The organism is Ruegeria marisrubri (assembly GCF_001507595.1).
Lineage (GTDB): Bacteria > Pseudomonadota > Alphaproteobacteria > Rhodobacterales > Rhodobacteraceae > Ruegeria > Ruegeria marisrubri.
Map to the genome: position 1 here is coordinate 114,854 of NZ_LQBQ01000034.1, position 18,347 is coordinate 133,200.

The 18,347-nt window shown below is 67.4% G+C and carries 18 protein-coding genes; 2 read left to right on the forward strand and 16 right to left on the reverse strand.

The window, feature by feature from the left end; genetic code table 11:
• Positions 1–11: 11 nt before the first annotated feature.
• Entirely contained in the window at positions 12–275 is a 264-nt protein-coding gene (locus AVO45_RS13075) for a DUF4242 domain-containing protein (protein WP_068347630.1), read from the reverse strand.
• A 152-nt stretch (positions 276–427) separates the two neighbouring features.
• Between AVO45_RS13075 and AVO45_RS13080 the strand changes: the two genes are divergently transcribed.
• Entirely contained in the window at positions 428–1,306 is an 879-nt protein-coding gene (locus tag AVO45_RS13080; RefSeq protein WP_068347631.1) for a LysR family transcriptional regulator, read from the forward strand.
• Positions 1,307–1,313: 7 nt separating this feature from the next.
• Here AVO45_RS13080 and ftsA read toward each other — a convergent pair whose 3' ends face one another.
• From ftsA to ftsW, 11 genes are all read right to left on the reverse strand, one after another.
• A complete protein-coding gene (gene ftsA, locus AVO45_RS13085) occupies positions 1,314–2,648 on the reverse strand; it encodes a cell division protein FtsA (RefSeq protein ID WP_068348058.1) in 1,335 nt (444 codons plus the stop codon).
• A gap of 7 nt (positions 2,649–2,655) precedes the next feature.
• Positions 2,656–3,654, reverse strand: coding sequence for a cell division protein FtsQ/DivIB (locus tag AVO45_RS13090; RefSeq protein ID WP_082688793.1), 999 nt, complete (start codon positions 3,652–3,654; stop codon positions 2,656–2,658).
• Positions 3,642–4,562 (reverse strand): D-alanine--D-alanine ligase, encoded by a 921-nt coding sequence (locus tag AVO45_RS13095; RefSeq protein ID WP_082688794.1) that lies wholly within the window; start codon positions 4,560–4,562, stop codon positions 3,642–3,644. Before AVO45_RS13095 ends, AVO45_RS13090 begins: the two co-directional genes overlap by 13 nt.
• A 106-nt stretch (positions 4,563–4,668) precedes the next feature.
• Positions 4,669–5,595 carry a UDP-N-acetylmuramate dehydrogenase gene (gene murB / locus AVO45_RS13100; RefSeq protein ID WP_068347638.1) on the reverse strand — a complete coding sequence of 309 codons (927 nt, stop codon included), beginning with the start codon at positions 5,593–5,595 and terminating at the stop codon, positions 4,669–4,671.
• Positions 5,592–5,885 carry a hypothetical protein gene (locus AVO45_RS13105; protein ID WP_068347640.1) on the reverse strand — a complete coding sequence of 98 codons (294 nt, stop codon included), beginning with the start codon at positions 5,883–5,885 and terminating at the stop codon, positions 5,592–5,594. The genes murB and AVO45_RS13105 overlap by 4 nt, the downstream gene beginning before the upstream one ends.
• A gap of 16 nt (positions 5,886–5,901) precedes the next feature.
• Positions 5,902–6,177 carry a DUF2484 family protein gene (locus AVO45_RS13110; RefSeq protein WP_068347642.1) on the reverse strand — a complete coding sequence of 92 codons (276 nt, stop codon included), beginning with the start codon at positions 6,175–6,177 and terminating at the stop codon, positions 5,902–5,904.
• On the reverse strand, positions 6,174–6,431 hold the full coding sequence (locus AVO45_RS13115; protein ID WP_420819935.1) for a DUF2484 family protein: 258 nt from the start codon (positions 6,429–6,431) through the stop codon (positions 6,174–6,176). Before AVO45_RS13115 ends, AVO45_RS13110 begins: the two co-directional genes overlap by 4 nt.
• Entirely contained in the window at positions 6,428–7,636 is a 1,209-nt protein-coding gene (locus AVO45_RS13120; protein WP_240482137.1) for an APC family permease, read from the reverse strand. Before AVO45_RS13120 ends, AVO45_RS13115 begins: the two co-directional genes overlap by 4 nt.
• A 104-nt stretch (positions 7,637–7,740) precedes the next feature.
• Positions 7,741–9,141, reverse strand: a complete 1,401-nt coding sequence (gene murC, locus AVO45_RS13125) for a UDP-N-acetylmuramate--L-alanine ligase (RefSeq protein ID WP_068347646.1) — start codon at positions 9,139–9,141, stop codon at positions 7,741–7,743.
• Complete coding sequence (locus AVO45_RS13130) at positions 9,138–10,235, reverse strand: UDP-N-acetylglucosamine--N-acetylmuramyl-(pentapeptide) pyrophosphoryl-undecaprenol N-acetylglucosamine transferase (protein WP_068347647.1); 1,098 nt, start codon at positions 10,233–10,235, stop codon at positions 9,138–9,140. The genes murC and AVO45_RS13130 overlap by 4 nt, the downstream gene beginning before the upstream one ends.
• The gene (gene ftsW, locus AVO45_RS13135; RefSeq protein WP_068347649.1) at positions 10,235–11,398 is read right to left on the reverse strand and encodes a putative lipid II flippase FtsW; all 1,164 of its coding nucleotides are present in this window, start codon (positions 11,396–11,398) and stop codon (positions 10,235–10,237) included. Before ftsW ends, AVO45_RS13130 begins: the two co-directional genes overlap by 1 nt.
• Before the next feature lie 130 nt (positions 11,399–11,528).
• Between ftsW and AVO45_RS13140 the strand changes: the two genes are divergently transcribed.
• Positions 11,529–12,719 (forward strand): BaiN/RdsA family NAD(P)/FAD-dependent oxidoreductase, encoded by a 1,191-nt coding sequence (locus AVO45_RS13140; protein WP_068347651.1) that lies wholly within the window; start codon positions 11,529–11,531, stop codon positions 12,717–12,719.
• 66 nt (positions 12,720–12,785) lie between these two features.
• On the opposite strand, the gene murD is transcribed toward AVO45_RS13140, so the two are convergent.
• The 4 genes from murD to AVO45_RS13160 form a co-directional block, all read right to left on the reverse strand.
• On the reverse strand, positions 12,786–14,186 hold the full coding sequence (gene murD, locus AVO45_RS13145; RefSeq protein ID WP_068347653.1) for a UDP-N-acetylmuramoyl-L-alanine--D-glutamate ligase: 1,401 nt from the start codon (positions 14,184–14,186) through the stop codon (positions 12,786–12,788).
• 160 nt (positions 14,187–14,346) lie between these two features.
• The gene (mraY, locus tag AVO45_RS13150; RefSeq protein ID WP_068347656.1) at positions 14,347–15,429 is read right to left on the reverse strand and encodes a phospho-N-acetylmuramoyl-pentapeptide-transferase; all 1,083 of its coding nucleotides are present in this window, start codon (positions 15,427–15,429) and stop codon (positions 14,347–14,349) included.
• Between the two features lie 24 nt (positions 15,430–15,453).
• Positions 15,454–16,848, reverse strand: coding sequence for a UDP-N-acetylmuramoyl-tripeptide--D-alanyl-D-alanine ligase (locus AVO45_RS13155; protein ID WP_068347658.1), 1,395 nt, complete (start codon positions 16,846–16,848; stop codon positions 15,454–15,456).
• On the reverse strand, positions 16,845–18,326 hold the full coding sequence (locus tag AVO45_RS13160; protein WP_068347660.1) for a UDP-N-acetylmuramoyl-L-alanyl-D-glutamate--2,6-diaminopimelate ligase: 1,482 nt from the start codon (positions 18,324–18,326) through the stop codon (positions 16,845–16,847). The genes AVO45_RS13155 and AVO45_RS13160 overlap by 4 nt, the downstream gene beginning before the upstream one ends.
• Between the last annotated feature and the right edge of the window lie 21 nt (positions 18,327–18,347).

An 18,347-nucleotide genomic window follows, 5' to 3' on the forward strand; every position in this document is an offset into this window, starting at 1 on the left:
TCGTTGATTTCTCAGGGTGTCAGGTCCAGCGCCTCGACGATCTGGGTATATGGCAGACCGGCGGTGTCGTTGAGCCGCGCCACCTGGGCGGGCGTGTCGCTTTCGAACAGGCACATGCAGCGGCCGTCGCCCGGTGAGAAGGTCGAGCGGATGTAGCGGATCTGGTCACCGCCCGCACGCATGGTCTCGGCCGTGCCGATTGCGGCCTTCTGGGCGCCTGCGAGGTCTTCCATGCTGATTCCCTTGAGATTTCTTTCCACCATGAATACCGGCATTTCTTGCTCCTCTCACAAACCGTTTCAGGGAATGCGGGCATTGCAGCAGAACCCGGCGCTTCGGACTACGGGCGCGCCGTTATCATTCGATAACTGACGGTTTGGCGCGGGTGTTGTATCCTTGCCCCCGTGGCTTTCGAGGGAGGGTTGCCATGGAGATGTCCCAGATCCGCTATGTCCTGACCGCGGCGCGGACGCTGAATTTCACCAAGGCGGCCGAGGAATGCGACGTGTCGCAACCGGCGCTGACCAAGGGCATCAAGGCGCTGGAGGAGGAACTGGGCGCACCGGTGTTTCACCGCGAGGGGCGGCGCATCCTGCTCAGCGAGTTCGGGCGCTCGATGCTGCCGCATCTTGAGCATATCCTCGAAGAGACCGAGGCCACGCGGGTTCTGGCCCGCAACTTTCGCCTGCTGGAAAAGACGCCGATCCGCCTTGGCGTGATGGCGACGATCGGCCATGTGCGGCTGGCGCGGTTCCTGGCCGCCTTCAAGCACGACCACCCCGGCATGGAACTGGCGGTCAGGGAGGCACCGGTATCCGAGCTGGAGAGCCTTCTGGCCGAGGACGAGCTGGACGCGGTGGTGATGACGGCGGGCGACGGCCTCCGGGACAGGTTCCGCGTCCACCCTCTCTATTCCGAGCGCTACGTGGTGGTCCTGCCGCCCGAGCACCGGCTGCGGCGCAAGAACGCCATAACGCTGGCCGAGCTTTCGGGGCAGGATTACGTCGACCGGCTGGCCTGCGAGCTGCGCGAAATGGTCATGTCGGTCTGCGATTCGAAGGGGGTCGAGCTGTATGCCCGGTTCCGCTCGGAACGCGAGGACTGGGTGCAGGCGATGGTTCTGGCCGGGATCGGCTTTGCCTTCATGCCGGAATATTCGGTGACCCTGCCCGGCCTCGTCCAGCGCCCGCTGACCGAGCCCGAGGTAAGCCGGGAAGTGGCGATGATCACCGTTCCCGGCCGCAGGTTCTCGCCCCCTGTCGAGGCGATGATGCGCGCGGCCCGAAGCTTTGCCTGGCCGGGCTGAACCATCCTTACCAGTTGTCCTTGAACCACCGCACCGCGCGGCGCAGCGAGCGGGCGGGATAGGTGTCGACCGGAAGTTCGAAATCCCACCATTCGTCCTGCGGGTGGGCGGCAAACAGGCTGAGGCCCACGACCGAGGAAAAGCCCGGCCCGGTGACCGATTGCGGCAGGCCGTGCACCCGCAGGGGACGCCCGAGGCGCACGCGCTGGCCCAGGATGCGGCTGGCCATCCCGTCGAGTCCGGGGATCTGGCTGGCGCCGCCGGTCAGCACGATCTGCTGGGTCGGCATGTGGTCGAACCCGGCCGCGTCCAGACGGGTGCGGACCTCTTCCAGAATCTCTTCGACGCGGGGGCGCATGATCCCGATCAGCTCGGCCCGGCTGACGGTGCGGCGGTCGTGCTCCCAGTCGCCGGTGTCACCGCCGATGTCGATGAAGTCGCGGTCGTCGGCGCCGGTGGCGTGGACGCCGCCGTTCATGGTCTTGATCCGTTCGGCGACGGCGGTCGAGATGCCGAGGCCCATCGAGATGTCGCTGGTCACATGATCGCCGCCCATGCGGACGCAATCGGCGTAGATCATGTGTTTCTTGATGAAGATCGACACGCTGGTGGTGCCGCCGCCCATGTCGATGCAGGCCGCGCCCAGTTCCTGTTCGTCCTCCACGAGGGCCGAGATGCCCGAGACATAGGCCGAGTTGGCGATACCCGCGAGTTCCAGGTCGCACCGCTGGACGCAGTGCACCAGGTTCTGGATCGCCACCGCATCCACGGTCAGCATGTGCATGTCCACCGCCAGCGTCTGCCCCAGCTGCCCGCGCGGGTCGATCAGCCCCGAGCGGTTGTCGAGGGCGAAATTCACCGGCTGGGCGTGCAGCACCTCGCGCCCGGCGCCGTAATCGGGCAGCTCGCAGGCGTTGAGAACGCGCCCGATCTCGGCCTCGGTCACCATCTGCCCTTCGAGATCCACCTGCGCATCCAGCCCGTAAGAGCGCGGATTGGCCCCCGAGAAACAGGCGATGACGTGATCGACTCGGATTTCCGCCATCTTCTGCGCCTGCTGGAGCGCCGTGCGGATGGCACGCTCGGTTTCCTGCATGGCGGTGATCTCGCCGAACTGCACGCCGCGCGAGCGGGTTGTCGCCGCGCCGATGACGCGGAACCCCGCCTGCCCCGCCATCGAGCCGATCGAGTTGTCGTCGCTGAGCCTGCCGATGCCGTCGAAACGCAGGACGAGGCACGAGATCTTGGAACTGCCGACATCCAGAATCGCCACGACACCCCGTTGAATCGCCTGCCGGCGCATCTGCCGCATCGCTCGTTGAGACTGATAGATATCCGTCATCATCGTCTTACTGTCCGTTCCCGGTTTTGGTTATTTTCGCATTCCGCCACTGCTCGCTGGCGGTTTCGTTCATTCTGATCGTGGGGCGCGAGCCGATGCGCATGTCCACCACGGCCACGTCGCGCTCCAGCAGATCCTGCACCTCGCTGACGGCGAGGACCCGCTCCAAGGCCTGCACCGGCCTCTCGGTCGGCAGCATGATGCGCTGGTCGCGGTCCAGCACCAGGTCCCAGCGCCGCTCGCCCACGCGCACCAGGCCGCGGACCCGGTCGCCCAGGCCGCGCGCGGCGCGCAACAGGGCCAGCGCCTCGGCGACATGGGCATCCGCCCCCTCGCCTGCGATCAGCGGCAGGTCGGGCCGGTCCGCGCGTGACGCGATCTCGTCCACATGGGCGCCGGTTTCGTCCAGCAGCTCGATCCCGTCGCGGGTGCGCCAGACCACGGCGGGCTGGCGTTCGACCACATCGACCTGAAGGATGCCGCCGGGGCGGATGCGCACGCTGACGGATTTGACCGGATCAAGCCCCGCGATCACGTCGCGGATCTGTTCCACGTCCAGATCCCACGAGCTGATCGGGAAATCCAGCGGCACGACCTCGCGGATGTCCTCGGACAGGCCCGAGCCCGCCCCGTCGATCGCCATCAGGTTGACCATGAATTCCGGGCGCTCCTGGATCGAGGTGATCACGTCGTTGACATGGCCCCGAACCATGTCGCGCCGGGTTTCGTCGGCAAAGAACACGCCCGCCGCCAGCAGGACCAGGCTGACCGGCACGCCGATCCGCAGGCCCAGCCGGATCCCCGGCGTCAGCATCCAGCGCTGGTAGCGATAGCTGAGGCGCGACGGCGCCGGGTCGGCCTTGCGGCCTGCCCGCTTGCGCCCCTTCAGGCGCAGCTTGGGCCTGGCCGTCGGGGCGGCGTCGGCACTGGCGAACTCGGCGTCCGGGCCGGACGGCGGCTTGTCCCTGTAGGCAACCAGATCCCGGCGCGGTTTCACCTGTCGCATGAGGCGTCCCTCACCATCCAGGCGCAAAGCTCGCCGAAACCGATGCCAAGTTTGCCGGCCTGCTCGGGCACCAGCGAGGTGGGGGTCATGCCCGGCTGGGTGTTCGTTTCGAGCAGGAACAGGCCCTCGGCCCCGCGCGCCTCGTCCCAGCGGAAGTCGGTGCGGCTGACGCCGCGACAGCCCAGCGCCCGATGGGCGCGCAGGGCGTAATCCATGCACAGGTCGAAGATGTCCGAGGGGATCTCGGCCGGCACGACGTGGCGCGAGCCGCCGGGCTTGTACTTGGCGTCGTAGTCATACCAGCCCTCGGTCAGGATCTCGGTCACGGTGAGGGCACGGTCGCCCATCACGGTGGTCGTCAGCTCGCGGCCGGCGACGTATTGCTCGACCATGACCTGATCGGGCATGTCAGCCGAAAGCCGCGGCGGCGCGTTGGCGCTTTCATGCACGATGTAGATGCCGACGCTGGAGCCTTCGTTGTTGGGTTTGACCACGTAGGGCGGAGCCATCACATGCGCGGCGGCGACGTCGGCCTTGCTGACGATGACGCTGTCCACCACCGGCAGGCCGGCGGTGCGGAAGGCCTCTTTGCTGCGCTGCTTGTCCATCGCCAGCGCCGAGGCCAGAACGCCCGAATGGGTATAGGGCAGGCCCATCCATTCCAGCATTCCCTGAACGCAGCCATCCTCGCCCCAGCGGCCATGCAGGGCGTTGAACACCACGTCGGGCTGAATTTCGCTGAGGCGTGCGCAGAGGTCGGGACCGGCGTCCAGCTCGACCACTTCGAAACCTTCTCCCCTGAGGGCGGCTGCGCATTCGCGCCCGCTGCTGAGAGACACCTCACGTTCCTTCGAGGGTCCACCCATCAATACCGCCACCTTGGGGTCTGTCCTGCTCGACTTACCCACCTTCGTGCGCCTCAATGTCCCCGGACCTTATCTGGTGGTCCGTGTTTCTTTTATGCCTTTGATTCGCCGCCTGAAATTTGCCTGCTCAGGCCAACGGACAGGGCTGTTATTCTTTCAACGGATCGCCGACCCGCATGATTTCCCACTCTAGCGTGATGCCGCTTGTTTCGTAAACCTTTTTTCGGACATCCTCGCCCAGACCTTCGAGATCTGCGGCGGTCGCGCCACCGGTGTTGATGAGGAAATTCGAGTGCTTCTCGCTCATCTGCGCCCCGCCCCGCCGGGCGCCGCGCATGCCGGCGTCGTCGATCACCTTCCACGCCTTGAGGTCATGCACGTCATCGGCGCGCCCGGTCGAAGAGAACCCGGCCGGGTTGCGGAAAGTCGATCCGGCGCTGCGGTCCCTGGTGGGCTGGGTCTCGTCGCGCTTTTTCAGCTGCGCCTCCATCCGGGCGTGCAGGTCCTGCGGATCGCCGGACGGGCCCTCGAAGGTGGCCGAGACCAGAACGGCCCCCTCGGGGAAATCCGTGTGCCTGTAGGAGAAATTCAGATCCTGCGCCGTCAGCTCGCGCAGCTCGCCGTCCCGCGTGACGACGGTGGCCTTGCGGAACACGTCGGCGACATAGCTGCCATAGCAGCCCGCGTTCATCCGCACCGCCCCGCCGATCGAGCCGGGGATCGTGCGCAGGAAGGTCAGGTCGACCCCGGCATCGGCGGCCTTGCGCGCCACATGCGCGTCCAGCGCCGCGGCCCCGGCGGTGACGGTGTTGCCCTGAACCTCGATCCCGTTGAAGCCGCGCCCCAGCCGGATCACCACGGCACGCAACCCGCCGTCACGCACGATCAGGTTCGAGCCGACGCCCATCGGGAACACCGGCATGTCGCGCGGAAGCTGGCGCAGGAAATCGCGCAGGTCATCCAGGTCGGCCGGCTGGAACAGCCAGTCGGCCGGGCCGCCCACCCGCAGCCATGTCAGATCGGAAAGAGGGCGCGCCTCGGTCAGCCGCCCCCTGACCTTCGGCAGGTCGCTCATGCGTCGGCCCGCGCCGCCAGGCTGCGCCCGCCGACACCGCCCATGACGGCGGTGAACAGGAAGGGCAGAACCCCGCCGGTCAGCCAGACGAAGGGCGCGAAGGCCTGCTTTTCCTCGCCTTCGCCGATGGTGGCCAGGATGACGATCAGCACCAGCGCCGCGGCCGAGGTCAGGCCGATCAGCACCAGCAGGCTGCGCAGCCCCAGCCAGCGCCCCGAGACAAACCCTGCGACGGCGCCGAGCGCCAGTGCGGCCAGCGGCAGGTAGATGAGCGTGGCGACGTCCGTCATGGCGGGACCTCCGATTTCAACCGTTGTTTTCGTCGGTCGCCTTCATGCCCCGCATTTTCGCCTTTGTCCAACGGGTAAATCGTATCACCGGCCAGCGCAGCACGGACATGCCGGCCATCAGCCCAAGAAGGCCCAGCCAGGGGCCGTTTTCATAGGTGACATAGCCCAGCAGCGGGATGCCGATCGCGATCAGCACATAGGCCGTGGTCCAGTGGTTGTCGCGGCTGGGTGTCATGGCCAGAAGATTGGCCGCGATGGCCCAGACGCAGGCAAGAATGAGCGAGGTGGTCATTGCCTGCCTCCGCTCTCTTGGGCGCCGCGCCACTTGCGCCAGAAATACAGCAGGGGATTGCGGAACATCGACACGAAGGCCGCCAGCGCCCCGGCCGCGGCGAACCAGCCATGCTGGTAACCGAGGAAGCCGATCAGAACCGGCGCGGCCAGCAGCAGGACCATGCCGGGCACGTATTGCCGGCGCATGGGCAGGAAGGCCACGAAGGTCGCGGCGAAGACCCAACCGATTGCCAAGGCGAGCGACAGGCTCACACCATCCCTCCAATTGCTACCAACAGCGCGATGGACGACAGGGCAAGTCCAACGACCGGAACCGCCATCGGCACCATGAAGCGTGCTGGCGGCTCCTTCCTTTTCTGAAGGATCAACGCGAGGTTGACCAGAACAAAAACGCCAAGAATGATGGCCGAAGTCGTCTCGGCGAGGGTCGCGACAGGGACGAAAAGGGCGGCTGCGATCACTGCGGTGCCGATCAGCACGGTCGCCAGCGCCGGGGTGCCGAACCGGGGATGGGCCCGGTGAAAGATGGCCAGCGTCGGGCTGCGCTTGCCCAGACCGAAGAGCACCCGGCTGGCCATCACGATCTGGGCCAGCACGCCGTTCAGCGCGGCAAAGACGGCGATTGCCGAAAGAAACTCGCCCGATCCGCCCCGCGCCGTCTGCCAGACCAGAGCCAGCGGGCTGCCCGAGGCGGACAGGGCGGAAACGGGCACAGCCCGCACCGCCGCCCAGCAGACAAGCGCGTAGATGACCGAGGTGATCGCGAGTGACAGCAGGATGGCGCGTGGCAGAGTGCGCTCGGGGTGCTTGACCTCTTCGGCCATGTTGACGATGTCCTCGAAGCCGATGAAGGCGAAAAAGGCCAGCACCGCGCCAAACCCGATCCCCATCCAGTGCGGAGGCGCCCCGATGGTCCAGTCAGGAGATGGCGACGGCGCCGCCATCAGGCCCGCCCATGCGACCAGTGCAAGACCCGTCAGCTCGATCACGGTGAATACCGCAGCCACGGCAAGGCTTTCCAGCACACCGAAGACCGCGATCGCCGTCAGGGTCACTCCGAGCACGAGGGTGGCCGCTGACGCCGGGACTTCCATCGCGTGGATCAGATACCCTACCCCGCCCCGCAACACCGCCCCCGCCGAGACGGTTCCGACCGCCACGATCGCAAGCCCCACCAGTATGGCCATCGCCTGACTGTTCAGACCGGTGCCGACAAAGGCGGCCTCTCCGGCGGCTTCGGGCAGGCGGGTGGAGAATTCACAGTAGCTCAGCGCCGTCGGAGCGGCGATCAGGCCGGCCAGCAGGAAGGATACCGGAGCCCAGACACCGGCATCGCCGGCGATGGCTCCGACCAGAACGTAGATCCCCGCGCCGACCATCACGCCGACACCATAGGCGGTCAGCAGGCCCAGTCCGATGCGTCGCTTGAGCGGCGCGCCCATGAATACCCCCCGCATCTCGAAAGCCAAGCCACGTTATGATGGCGGCGGCATTCCGCCAAGCCATTTTGGGAGCAAAGGTTTTGCGGCGGACCCGCGAAAACGCCGGGGCAGGGAACGGATCAGCCCTGCCCCAGCCGTTCGGGCAGGTTGTTGGCCCAGGCGCTGATGGTGCCCGCGCCGAGGCACACGACCATGTCGCCCGGTCCGGCCTGCTCGCGCACGAGACGCTCGAGCTCGTCCTCGCTGAGGATGGCGCGGGCGTGGCGGTGGCCGTGGCGGATCAGGCCCGCGACCAGATCATCCCGGCTGGCGCCTTCGATCGGATCTTCGCCGGCGGCATAGACCTCGGCGATGCCGACCACGTCGGCATCGTTGAAACAGGTGCAGAAATCGTCGAACAGGTTGGACAGGCGCGAGTAGCGGTGCGGCTGGTGCACGGCGATCACGCGCCCCTCGGTCGCCTGGCGCGCGGCTTTCAGAACGGCGGCAATCTCGACCGGGTGGTGGCCGTAATCGTCGATGATGGTGACGCCGTTCACCTCGCCCACCTTGGTGAAGCGGCGGTTGACGCCGCCGAAATTGGCCAGCGCCTCGCGGATCTCGGCGGTTTTCATGCCCAGGTGCCGGGCCACGGCCACGGCGGAAAGCGCGTTCGAGACGTTGTGGTCGCCGGGCATGGGCAGGGTGCAGCCCTCGATCACCTTGTCCTCGCTCTGAAGGTGGATGTCGAAATGGGCGACGCCGCCCTTGTAGGTCAGGTTCACCGCGCGCACGTCGGCCTGCGCGTTGAAGCCATAGGTGCGCACGCGGCGGTCGGAGATGCGGCCCACCAGCGCCTGCACCTCGGCATGGTCGGTGCAGCACACGGCCAGCCCATAGAAGGGGATGTTCGAGACGAATTCGTGGAAACCCGCGCGCAACTTGTCGAAATCGCCCCAATGCTCCATGTGCTCGGGGTCGATATTGGTGACGATGGCGATGGTCGCGGGCAGGCGGTTGAACGAGCCGTCGGATTCGTCGGCCTCGACCACCATCCATTCGCCCTGCCCCATCCGCGCGTTCGAGCCGTAGGCGTGGATGATGCCGCCGTTGATGACGGTCGGGTCAAAGCCACCCGCCACCATCAGTTCGGCCATCATCGTGGTGGTGGTCGTCTTGCCGTGGGTGCCGGCGATGGCGATGTTGGACTTCAACCGCATCAGCTCGGCCAGCATGTCGGCGCGGCGCACCACCGGCAGGCCGCGGGCGCGGGCGCCGTCCAGCTCGGGGTTGCCCGGCTTGATCGCGGTCGAGACCACCACGACCTCGGCCCCTTCGAGGTTCTCGGCGCTTTGGCCGACGAAGATCCTGGCGCCGAGGCTGGCGAGACGGTCGGTGATCTTTGATCCCTTCAGGTCCGATCCCTGCACCTGGTAGCCCAGATTCAGCAGCACCTCGGCGATGCCCGACATGCCGATGCCGCCGATTCCGACGAAGTGAATCGGGCCTACGTCCTGGGGCAGTTTGGTTGCAGGGGTCATGCGGTCTCCTTTTGGGCCAGCTCTTCGACAAGGGCCACCAGTCGCTCGGTCGCGTCCGGGGCCCCGACCGTCAGGGCGGAGCGGGCCATCTGTTGCGCGGCCTCGGGGTTGGTCAGAACCAGTGCGATTTGCTCTGACAGCGCGGAAACGTCAAGGGCGCTTTCGGGAATCATGATCGCGGCCCCGGCCTGCACCAGCCCCCGCGCATTGGCGGTCTGGTGGTCGCCCGCAGCGGCGGCATAGGGGATCAGGATCGAGGGCCGGCCGATCACCGAGATGTCCGCGACGCTGGACGCGCCCGAGCGGCTGATGACCAGTTGCGCCTCGGACATGCGGCGGGGCACGTCCTGGAAGAAGGGTTGCACATCGGCAAGAATGCCGTGTTGTTCGTAGAAGGCCGAAACGCGCTCGCCGTCCTCTTCGCGCGCCTGATGCGAGACGCGGATATACTGCCGCAGGGTCTCGGGCAGCGCGGCGATGGCGCCGGGCACCACGTCGCTGAGGATGCGCGCGCCCTGACTGCCGCCCATCACCAGCACCGACATCGGGTAGTCTCCGGGCGGGATGTAGGGGGCTGCGGCGCGTTCCAGCACGGCGGCGCGCACCGGGTTGCCCACATGGATGCCATGCGCGCCCTCGGGCAGGTCGGTGGGCCAGACGCCGCAGGCCACATGCGCGACCCGCGTGGCGAAAAGCTGGTTCACCTGCCCCAGAACCCCATTCTGCTCGTGGATCATCCGGGGCACGCCCAGCATCACCGCCGCGCCCAGCGCCGGGATCGAGGGGTAGCCGCCAAAGCCCACGACCACGTCCGGCCTGTCGCGCAGCATCTGCCAGACCATGCTGGTCACGCCGCCCGCGATCGCCGGTCCCGCCAATGCCTTGGCGGCCAGACCGCCGCGCGAGAAGGTGGCGGACGAGACCTCGACGATCTCGGTCGTATGCGGAAAGCCGCCGGTATAGCGGGCGCCGCGCGCATCGGTGGACAGGCGCACCCGCCAGCCCCGTTTGAGCATGGCTTCGGCCAGCGCCTGAGCCGGGAACATGTGCCCCCCGGTTCCGCCAGCCGCGATCAGCAGATATGGGTTCGTCATCAGCCTCGTCCGCGCAGAATGTCACCAAGCTCGCCCTGCGGGCGCGAGCGCGTGAAGGCCAGCAGCATGCCCACGGCGATGCCCCCCGCGATCAGGGACGATCCGCCGTAGCTGACGAATGGCAGGGTCATGCCCTTGGCGGGCAGGAGCCGCACCGCAACGCCCATGTTGATCATCGCCTGAACGCCGAACATGCAGGCCAGACCGGTTCCGGCGAGGCGGATGAACATGTCGCGTTCCCGCATCAGACGCATCAGCGAGCGCACGACGATCATCGTATAGAGCGCGATGACGACCAGCACCAGGATCAGGCCGTATTCCTCGGCCGCCACGGCGATGATGAAATCGGTATGGGCATCGGGCAACGACCACTTCACGTGCCCCTCGCCGACGCCAACGCCGAACAGGCCGCCTTCGCGGATGGCGTTGGTGGCATAGCCCAGCTGGGTGGTCGGGTCGACATCGGGGTTCAGGAACCCGTCGATGCGGCGGGCGAAGTGGTCCGAGTTGGAATAGGCCAGCATCCCGCCCAGCACCACGGCCCCGGCCATGCCGACCAGAAGAACCATCGGCGCACCGGCCACGAAATACATCACGCCCCACCCGAACAGGACCAGACAGGCCTGTCCGAAATCGGGTTGCATCACCAGCATCAGCACGATGGCCATGCACAGCGCAAAGGACCACAGCCGGCCCGGAGGCCCGTTGATCTCGTGCGAGGCGGCAATGAGCCAGGCCGCGACGACCACGAAGCCGGGCTTGAGAAACTCGGACGGCTGCACCGAGGCAAAGCCCAGCGAATACCACCGCACCGCGCCCTTGCCGAAATCGGTGCCGAACACGGGCAGAAAGACCAGCGCCACGAAAGACGCCAGAAAGCCCAGCACCGCCAGCCGCCGCACCAGCGTCGGCGACATCATCGAGGTCAGCAGCATCGCGATCAGCGCCAGCACGCCGAACAGCGCCTGCCGCTCGACATAGTGAAACGGATCAAAGCCGTTGCGCGAGGCCAGCGGCGGCGACGAGGCAAGCCCCAGCAGCAGCCCGATCCCGAACAGGATCAGCACGCAGGACATCGTCCACTTGTCGATCGTCCGCCACCATCTGGGAAGAACCGGTTCGCCGCCCCGTTCGGGCACGGCACCATACACCATCTCAGTCATGAGATTACCGCCACTCTCTGCCTCGCAAACGTCCCGTTTTCGGGATCTGTTCGCGATTCTACAGGCAAAACCGGAATCAGGCCAGTCTCTTCCTCTTGCCATTGGCGGCAATCCGCGCCAAGGCCGGGGCATGAGGTTCGACACGGTCATCCTGGGCGCCGGGGCCGCCGGCATGATGTGCGCCGCCCATTGCGGCGGGCGCACGCTGGTGATCGACCATGCCCGCGCGCCGGGCGAAAAGATCCGCATCTCGGGCGGCGGCCGGTGCAATTTCACCAACATGCATGCGGAACCCGCGAACTTCCTGTCGCAGAACCCGCATTTCTGCAAATCGGCGCTGGCGCGCTACACCCAGTGGGATTTCATCGATCTGGTGAACCGGCACGGTATCGCCTGGCACGAAAAGACGCTGGGGCAGCTGTTCTGCGACGGCTCGTCGAAACAGATCATCGCCATGCTGCTGGCCGAGATGGAACGCGCCGGGGCCGACCTCTGGCTCTCGACGTCGCTGCAATCGGTGCGGCGGTCCGAGGCCGGGTTTTCGCTGGACCTGGAACGCGAGGGCAAGCGGCACGCGGTGACCTGCGCCAACCTGGTCCTGGCCACCGGCGGCAAGTCGATCCCCAGGATGGGCGCGACCGGGCTGGCCCATGACCTCGCGCGCCAGTTCGGCCTGTCCGTGACCGAAACCCGCCCGGCGCTGGTGCCCTTCACCTTTTCCGACGGACGTTTCAGGGACCTGTCCGGCGTGTCCGTTCCGGCGCGGCTCAGCAACGCACGCGCCAGCTTCGACGAGGCGCTTCTCTTCACCCATCGCGGCCTCAGCGGGCCGGCGGTGCTGCAACTGTCATCCTACTGGCGCGAGGGCGAGTCGATCTCTGCCAACCTGATCCCCGGCCTGCCGCTTTTCGACACCCTGCGCGACCAGCGCCAGACCTCCGGCCGCCGGGCGCTGACGACCGAACTGGCGCGCCACCTGCCGGCCCGTCTGGTCGATTTCCTCAAACCCGGTCTGGGCCTGCGCGGCAACCTCGCCGACCAGTCCGACGCCCGGCTTACCGAGATCTGCGCCGCCCTCGAGAACTGGCACCTCACGCCGACCGGCACCGAGGGCTACCGCACAGCCGAGGTCACGCTGGGCGGCATCGACACCGATGCCCTTTCATCGAAAACCATGGAGGCCAAATCCGTCCCCGGCCTCTACGCCATCGGCGAGGCCGTCGACGTCACCGGCTGGCTTGGCGGCTACAACTTCCAATGGGCCTGGTCCTCGGGCCACGCGGCAGGCACAGCGATTGCCGCAAGGCAATCCCGTTCCTGACATCTTCATCTTTTCCCAAAATACTCCGGGGGAGTCGCGGCCAGGCCGCGACGGGGGCAGCGCCCCCTACTCCGCCAGCCGCCGGGTCACCTCGGCCACGAAATCCTCGCCGCGCCGTTCGAAACTGTCATACTGGTCGAAACTCGCCGCCGCCGGCGCAAGCAGGACGGTCTCGCCCTCCTGCGCCTCGGCCACCGCCCGTTCGACCGCCGCTGCCATGGTCGTGCAGACCTCGGCCTCGACCTTCAGCTGCATGGCAAAAGCGGCCGCCTCGCGACCGATGACATAGGCCTTGATGACCTCGCCCACCGCATCGTTGAGCGCCGCCAGCCCGCCTTCCTTCTCCAGCCCGCCGCAGATCCAGCGGACCCGCTTGAAGGCACTCAACGCCTTGATCGCGCTGTCCACGTTGGTGGCCTTGGAATCGTTGACATAGGTGACACCGCCGGCCTCGGCGATGATCTGGCTGCGATGCGGCAGGCCCGGATAGCTGTGCAGCGCCGCTTCGATCGCCTTGGGCGCAAGCCCCAGCGCCCGGCAGGCGGCATAGGCGGCGCAGGCATTCTGGTGGTTGTGCGCCCCCGGCAGACCCTTGATGGGCCGCAGGTCGATCGAGCCCGCCTGTCGGCCCTTGCGATACTCCGACAGGAACCCCTTGCGGGCAAAGACCTGCCAGCCCGGCCCGGTCAGCTTGCGCGTCACCGACACCCGGATCACCCGGTCATCGGCGGCCCCTTCAGACATCTGCCCGGCCAGAAAGGCGCCCTCTTTCTCGTCCACGCCGATCACCGCCCGGTCGGGGCCACCCTCGGCAAACAGCCGCCGCTTGGCGGCGAAATAGCCCCCCATGCCGCCATGCCGGTCAAGGTGGTCGGGCGACAGGTTGGTGAACACGGCGATATCCGGGGTCAGGGCCCGCGCCAGCTCGGTCTGGTAGCTGGACAGCTCCAGCACCACCACCGACCCGTCCGCGCCCGGCTCGATGTCCAGCACGCCGCGCCCGATATTGCCCGCCAGTTGCGAGGGCCGGCCCGACTCGGTCAGGATGTGGTGGATCAGCGCGGCGGTGGTGGATTTGCCGTTCGAGCCCGTCACCGCCACGACGCGCGGAGCGGTGTCGAACTCGTCCCATTCCGGCCCGGCAAAAGAGCGGAAGAACAGACCGATGTCGTTGTCCACCGGCACGCCGGCCTCGATGGCCGCGGCGACGACCGGGTTCGGCTCGGGATAGAGATGCGGGATGCCGGGGCTGACGATCAACGCCGAAACGCCCTCGAACGCGCCCTGGCGGCGCAGATCGGCGCAGACGAACCCCTCACCCTCGGCGGTCTCGCGAGCGGCCGGGTTGTCGTCCCAGCAGACCGGCTCGGCGCCGCCGGCCCGCAGGGCCCGCGCCGTCGTCAGGCCCGACCGGCCCAGCCCCAGAACCGCAACCTTCTGGCCCGAATACCCTTTGACCGGGATCATCTCGCCCCTTCCTTTCCACCCGCGCATTCCGCGGCCACACTGCACCGGGGCGATTTGGGTTGGCAAGGGCGCATCACGGCGCGCGCGCCCCGCGCGCGCCCGGCCCAACAGGTGGCAGGTGGGCGTCAGCCCGCCGAACCTGGCGGGAGCACCCGCCGCCTCAGCGGACCTTCAGCGTCGCCAGGCCGATCATCGCCAGGATCAGAGAGATGATCCAGAAACGGATCACGATGGTCGGCTCGGCCCAGCCCTTCTTTTCATAGTGGTGATGGATCGGCGCCATCAGGAACACACGCTTGCCGGTGCGCTTGAAATAGAGCACCTGGATGATCACGCTGAGCGCCTCGACCACGAACAGGCCGCCGACGATCGCCAGCACCAGTTCGTGCTTGGTCGCCACCGCGATGGCGCCCAGCGCGCCGCCCAGCGCCAATGAGCCGGTATCGCCCATGAACACCGCAGCCGGCGGCGCGTTGTACCACAGGAAGCCCAGCCCCCCGCCAAAGAGCGCCGCGGTGAAGATCAGGATCTCGCCCGTTCCCGGCACGTAGTGCACGTCGAGATATTCGGTGAAGTCCACGCGCCCCACCGCATAGGCGATCACGCCAAGGGTCGAGGCGGCGATCATCGCGGGCATGATCGCCAGCCCGTCCAGTCCGTCGGTCAGGTTCACCGCGTTGGCCGCGCCGACGATCACCACGATCGCGAACGGCACATAGAAGTAGCCAAGATTGATCAGCGTGTCCTTGAACACCGGCAGCGCCAGCTGGTTCTGCAGCTCGGCGGGGTGATTGTAGGCCGCCCAGAGCGCGGCGATGACGGCGATGATGATGCCCAGCGCAAGACGCACCTTGCCCGGAACGCCCCTGGTGTTCTGCTTTGAAACCTTTGAATAATCGTCCGCGAAACCGATGGCCGCATAGGCCAGCGTGACGAACAGCACCAGCCAGACAAAGGGATTGTCCCACCGCGCCCACAGCAGCGTCGAGGTGACCAGCGCCCCCACGATCAACAGCCCGCCCATGGTCGGTGTGCCCGCCTTGGAGAAATGCGCCTCGGGGCCGTCATCGCGGATCGGCTGGCCCTTGCCCTGTTTCTTGCGCAACACGTTGATCAGCGGCTTGCCGAAGATGAACCCGAACACCAGCGCCGTCAGAAAGGCACCGCCCGCCCGGAAGGTGATGTAGCGAAAGAGGTTGAAAAAGTCCCCTCCGTCCGACAGGGCGGTCAACCAGTAGAGCATCTCGATACCTTCCTCAGTCGCGTATCAGTGTTCAAGCGCGGGCCCATGCCCCATTTTGCGGACGCCGTCAACGATCCGGGCCAGCCCCATGCTGAGCGAGCCCTTGGCCAGCACCACGTCGCCGGCCTGCACCAGCTGCGGCAGGTGGTCGGCCATCTCGGCGCTGGTTTCGGTCCACAGGCCACGTTTGTCCTCGGGCAGTGCCGCGTGCAGCGCCCGCATCAGCGGGCCGATGCAATGCACCTTGTCCACCCGTTCCATCGCCTCCAGCCCGGCCATGTCGGCGTGCATGGCCTCGGCCTGCGGCCCCAGTTCCTTCATGTCGCCCAGAAAGGCGATACGGCGCGCGCCCTCGGCCCCGGCAACCACGTCCAGCGCCGCCGCCATCGAGGTGGGGTTGGCGTTGTAGCTGTCGTCCAGCAGCTCGATCTGCCCGCCATCCTTCAGGGACAGCTTCTCGCGCACGCCGCGCCCCTTGACCGGGGACCATTTGCGCAGCCCGGCGATTGCGCTGTCCAGATCGACGCCCAGCGCGACGCAGGCCGCCAGCGCGGCCAGCCCGTTCATGGCGAAATGGGTGCCGGCCGACTGCACGTCGAAGGCGATCGCCCGGCCATAAACATCTGCCGTGGCGTGGATCGAGTCGGAGGACTGGGTGACGCCGGTCAGCGTGTAGTCGGTGGCGGTGCGGCCGAAATCGACGATCACGGCGCCGTGCCGGGCCGCACAGGTGCGCAGGATGTCGGTGTGGTCGATATCGGCATTCACCACGGCGGTGCCGCCGGACTCGAGCCCTTCGAAGATGGCGGCCTTTTCATGGGCGATTCCCGCGACCGAGTCGAAGGCTTCGAGGTGAACTGCGGCCACGGTGGTGACCAGCGCCACATGGGGGCGGGCCTGACGGGCCAGCGGCGCGATTTCGCCGGGATGGTTCATGCCGATCTCGATCACGGCGAACTCGGTGTCGCGCGGCATCCGAGCCAGGGTCAGCGGAACGCCCCAGTGGTTGTTGTAGCTGGCGACGCTGGCATGGGTGCGGCCATGTTCGGCGAGGATGGTGGCCAGCATCTCCTTGGTCGAGGTCTTGCCCACGCTGCCGGTGACGGCGACGACCTGCGCCCTGCAGCGGTCGCGCGCGGCCTGGCCCAGCGCCTCGAGCGCGGTCTGCACGTCTTCGACGATCAGCAGCGGCGCGTCCTCAGCCACGCCTTCGGGCACGCGCGAGACCAGCGCGGCAGCGGCGCCCTTTTCCAGCGCCTGCGCCACGAAATCATGCCCGTCCCGCGCCGCCCTGAGCGCCACGAACAGATCGCCGGGCTGAAGGGTTCTGGTGTCGATCGACACGCCGCTGGCCTGCCAGTCGGTGGTGGCGCGGCCCTTGGTGGCACGGGCGGCCTCGGCCGCGGTCCAGAGCGTCATGCGACCCTCCCGTCCAGAGCGGCCACCGCGATGCTGGCCTGCTCGACATCGTCGAAGGGCAGGATCTGGTCGCCCACGATCTGCCCGGTTTCATGCCCCTTGCCCGCGATCAGCAGCGCGTCGCCCGGTTGCAGCGCGTCGATGCCGCGCAGGATCGCCTCGGCCCGGTCGCCCACCTCGTAGGCCTCGGGCGCGCCCTCCATGACGGCGGCGCGGATCTGCGCCGGGTCCTCGCTGCGGGGGTTGTCGTCGGTGACATAGACCACGTCGGCATTCTCGGCCGCGGCCTGGCCCATAAGCGGGCGCTTGGTGGCATCGCGGTCGCCGCCCGCGCCGACGATGGCGATCAGCCGGCCCATGACATGCGGGCGCAGCGCCCTGAGCGCGGTGGCCACGGCATCGGGCGTATGGGCGTAATCGACGTAGACCGCCGCGCCGTTGCTGCGGGTCGCGGCCAGCTGCATCCGGCCCCGGACAGTGGTCAGGTGCGGCAGGGTCTCGAATACGCGCGCCGGGTCGTCGCCGCTGGTGATGGCGAGCCCGCAGGCCAGCAGCACGTTTTCCGCCTGGAAGCCGCCGATCAGGTTCAGCCGGGCCTGGAAGGTCTTGCCCCAGAGGGTAAAGCGCAGGTCCTGCCCCGTCGCGTCGAAACGCTGGTTCAGAAGGCACAGATCGCCTCCGGCGCGGCCGACCGTCAGGATGTGCTGCCCGCGTGCTGCCGCAATGGCGCGCATCTCGTTGCCCTTCGGGTCGTCGAGGTTGATTACCGCGGTTCCGTCCGGCGGCAGCACCCGGCGGAACAGCCCGGCCTTGGCCGCGAAATAGGCGTCGAACGTCTTGTGGTAATCCAGATGATCCTGGGTGAAGTTCGTGAACGCCGCCGCCGTCAGACGCACCCCGTCCAGCCGACGCTGTTCCAGCCCGTGCGACGAGGCCTCCATCGCCGCGTGGGTGATGCCGGCCTCGGCCGCCTCGGCCAGGCAACGGTGCAGGGTGATCGGGTCGGGCGTGGTATGGGCCAGCGGCGCGGTCCATGCCCCCTCGACGCCGGTGGTGCCCAGATTGATGGCGGGATGGCCCAGTTCGGTCCAGATCTGGCGCACGAAGGTCGAAACCGAGGTCTTGCCGTTGGTTCCGGTCACCGCGACGATCGTTTCGGGCTGAGCGCCGAACCACAGGGCGGCGGTATAGGCCAGCGCCTGCCTTGGGTCTTCGGCGATCACCAGCGCGGCGTCCGAGGCGGCCAGTTCGCTGGCCGCGATCTCGGCCCCCTGCGCGTCGGTCAGGATGGCGGCCGCACCCATGCGCAGCGCATATTGGATGAACTCGCCGCCATGAACCCGCGTTCCGGGCAGGGCGGCGAACAGATAGCCCTCTTTCACCTCGCGGCTGTCGATGGCCAGACCGGTGATGTCGGGGTTTTTCCCTTCGCGCGCGGTCAGGGCCAGTTGGTTAAGTTTCTTCGACCTCTCGCCCATGACCCATCCGTCCGGTTCCGC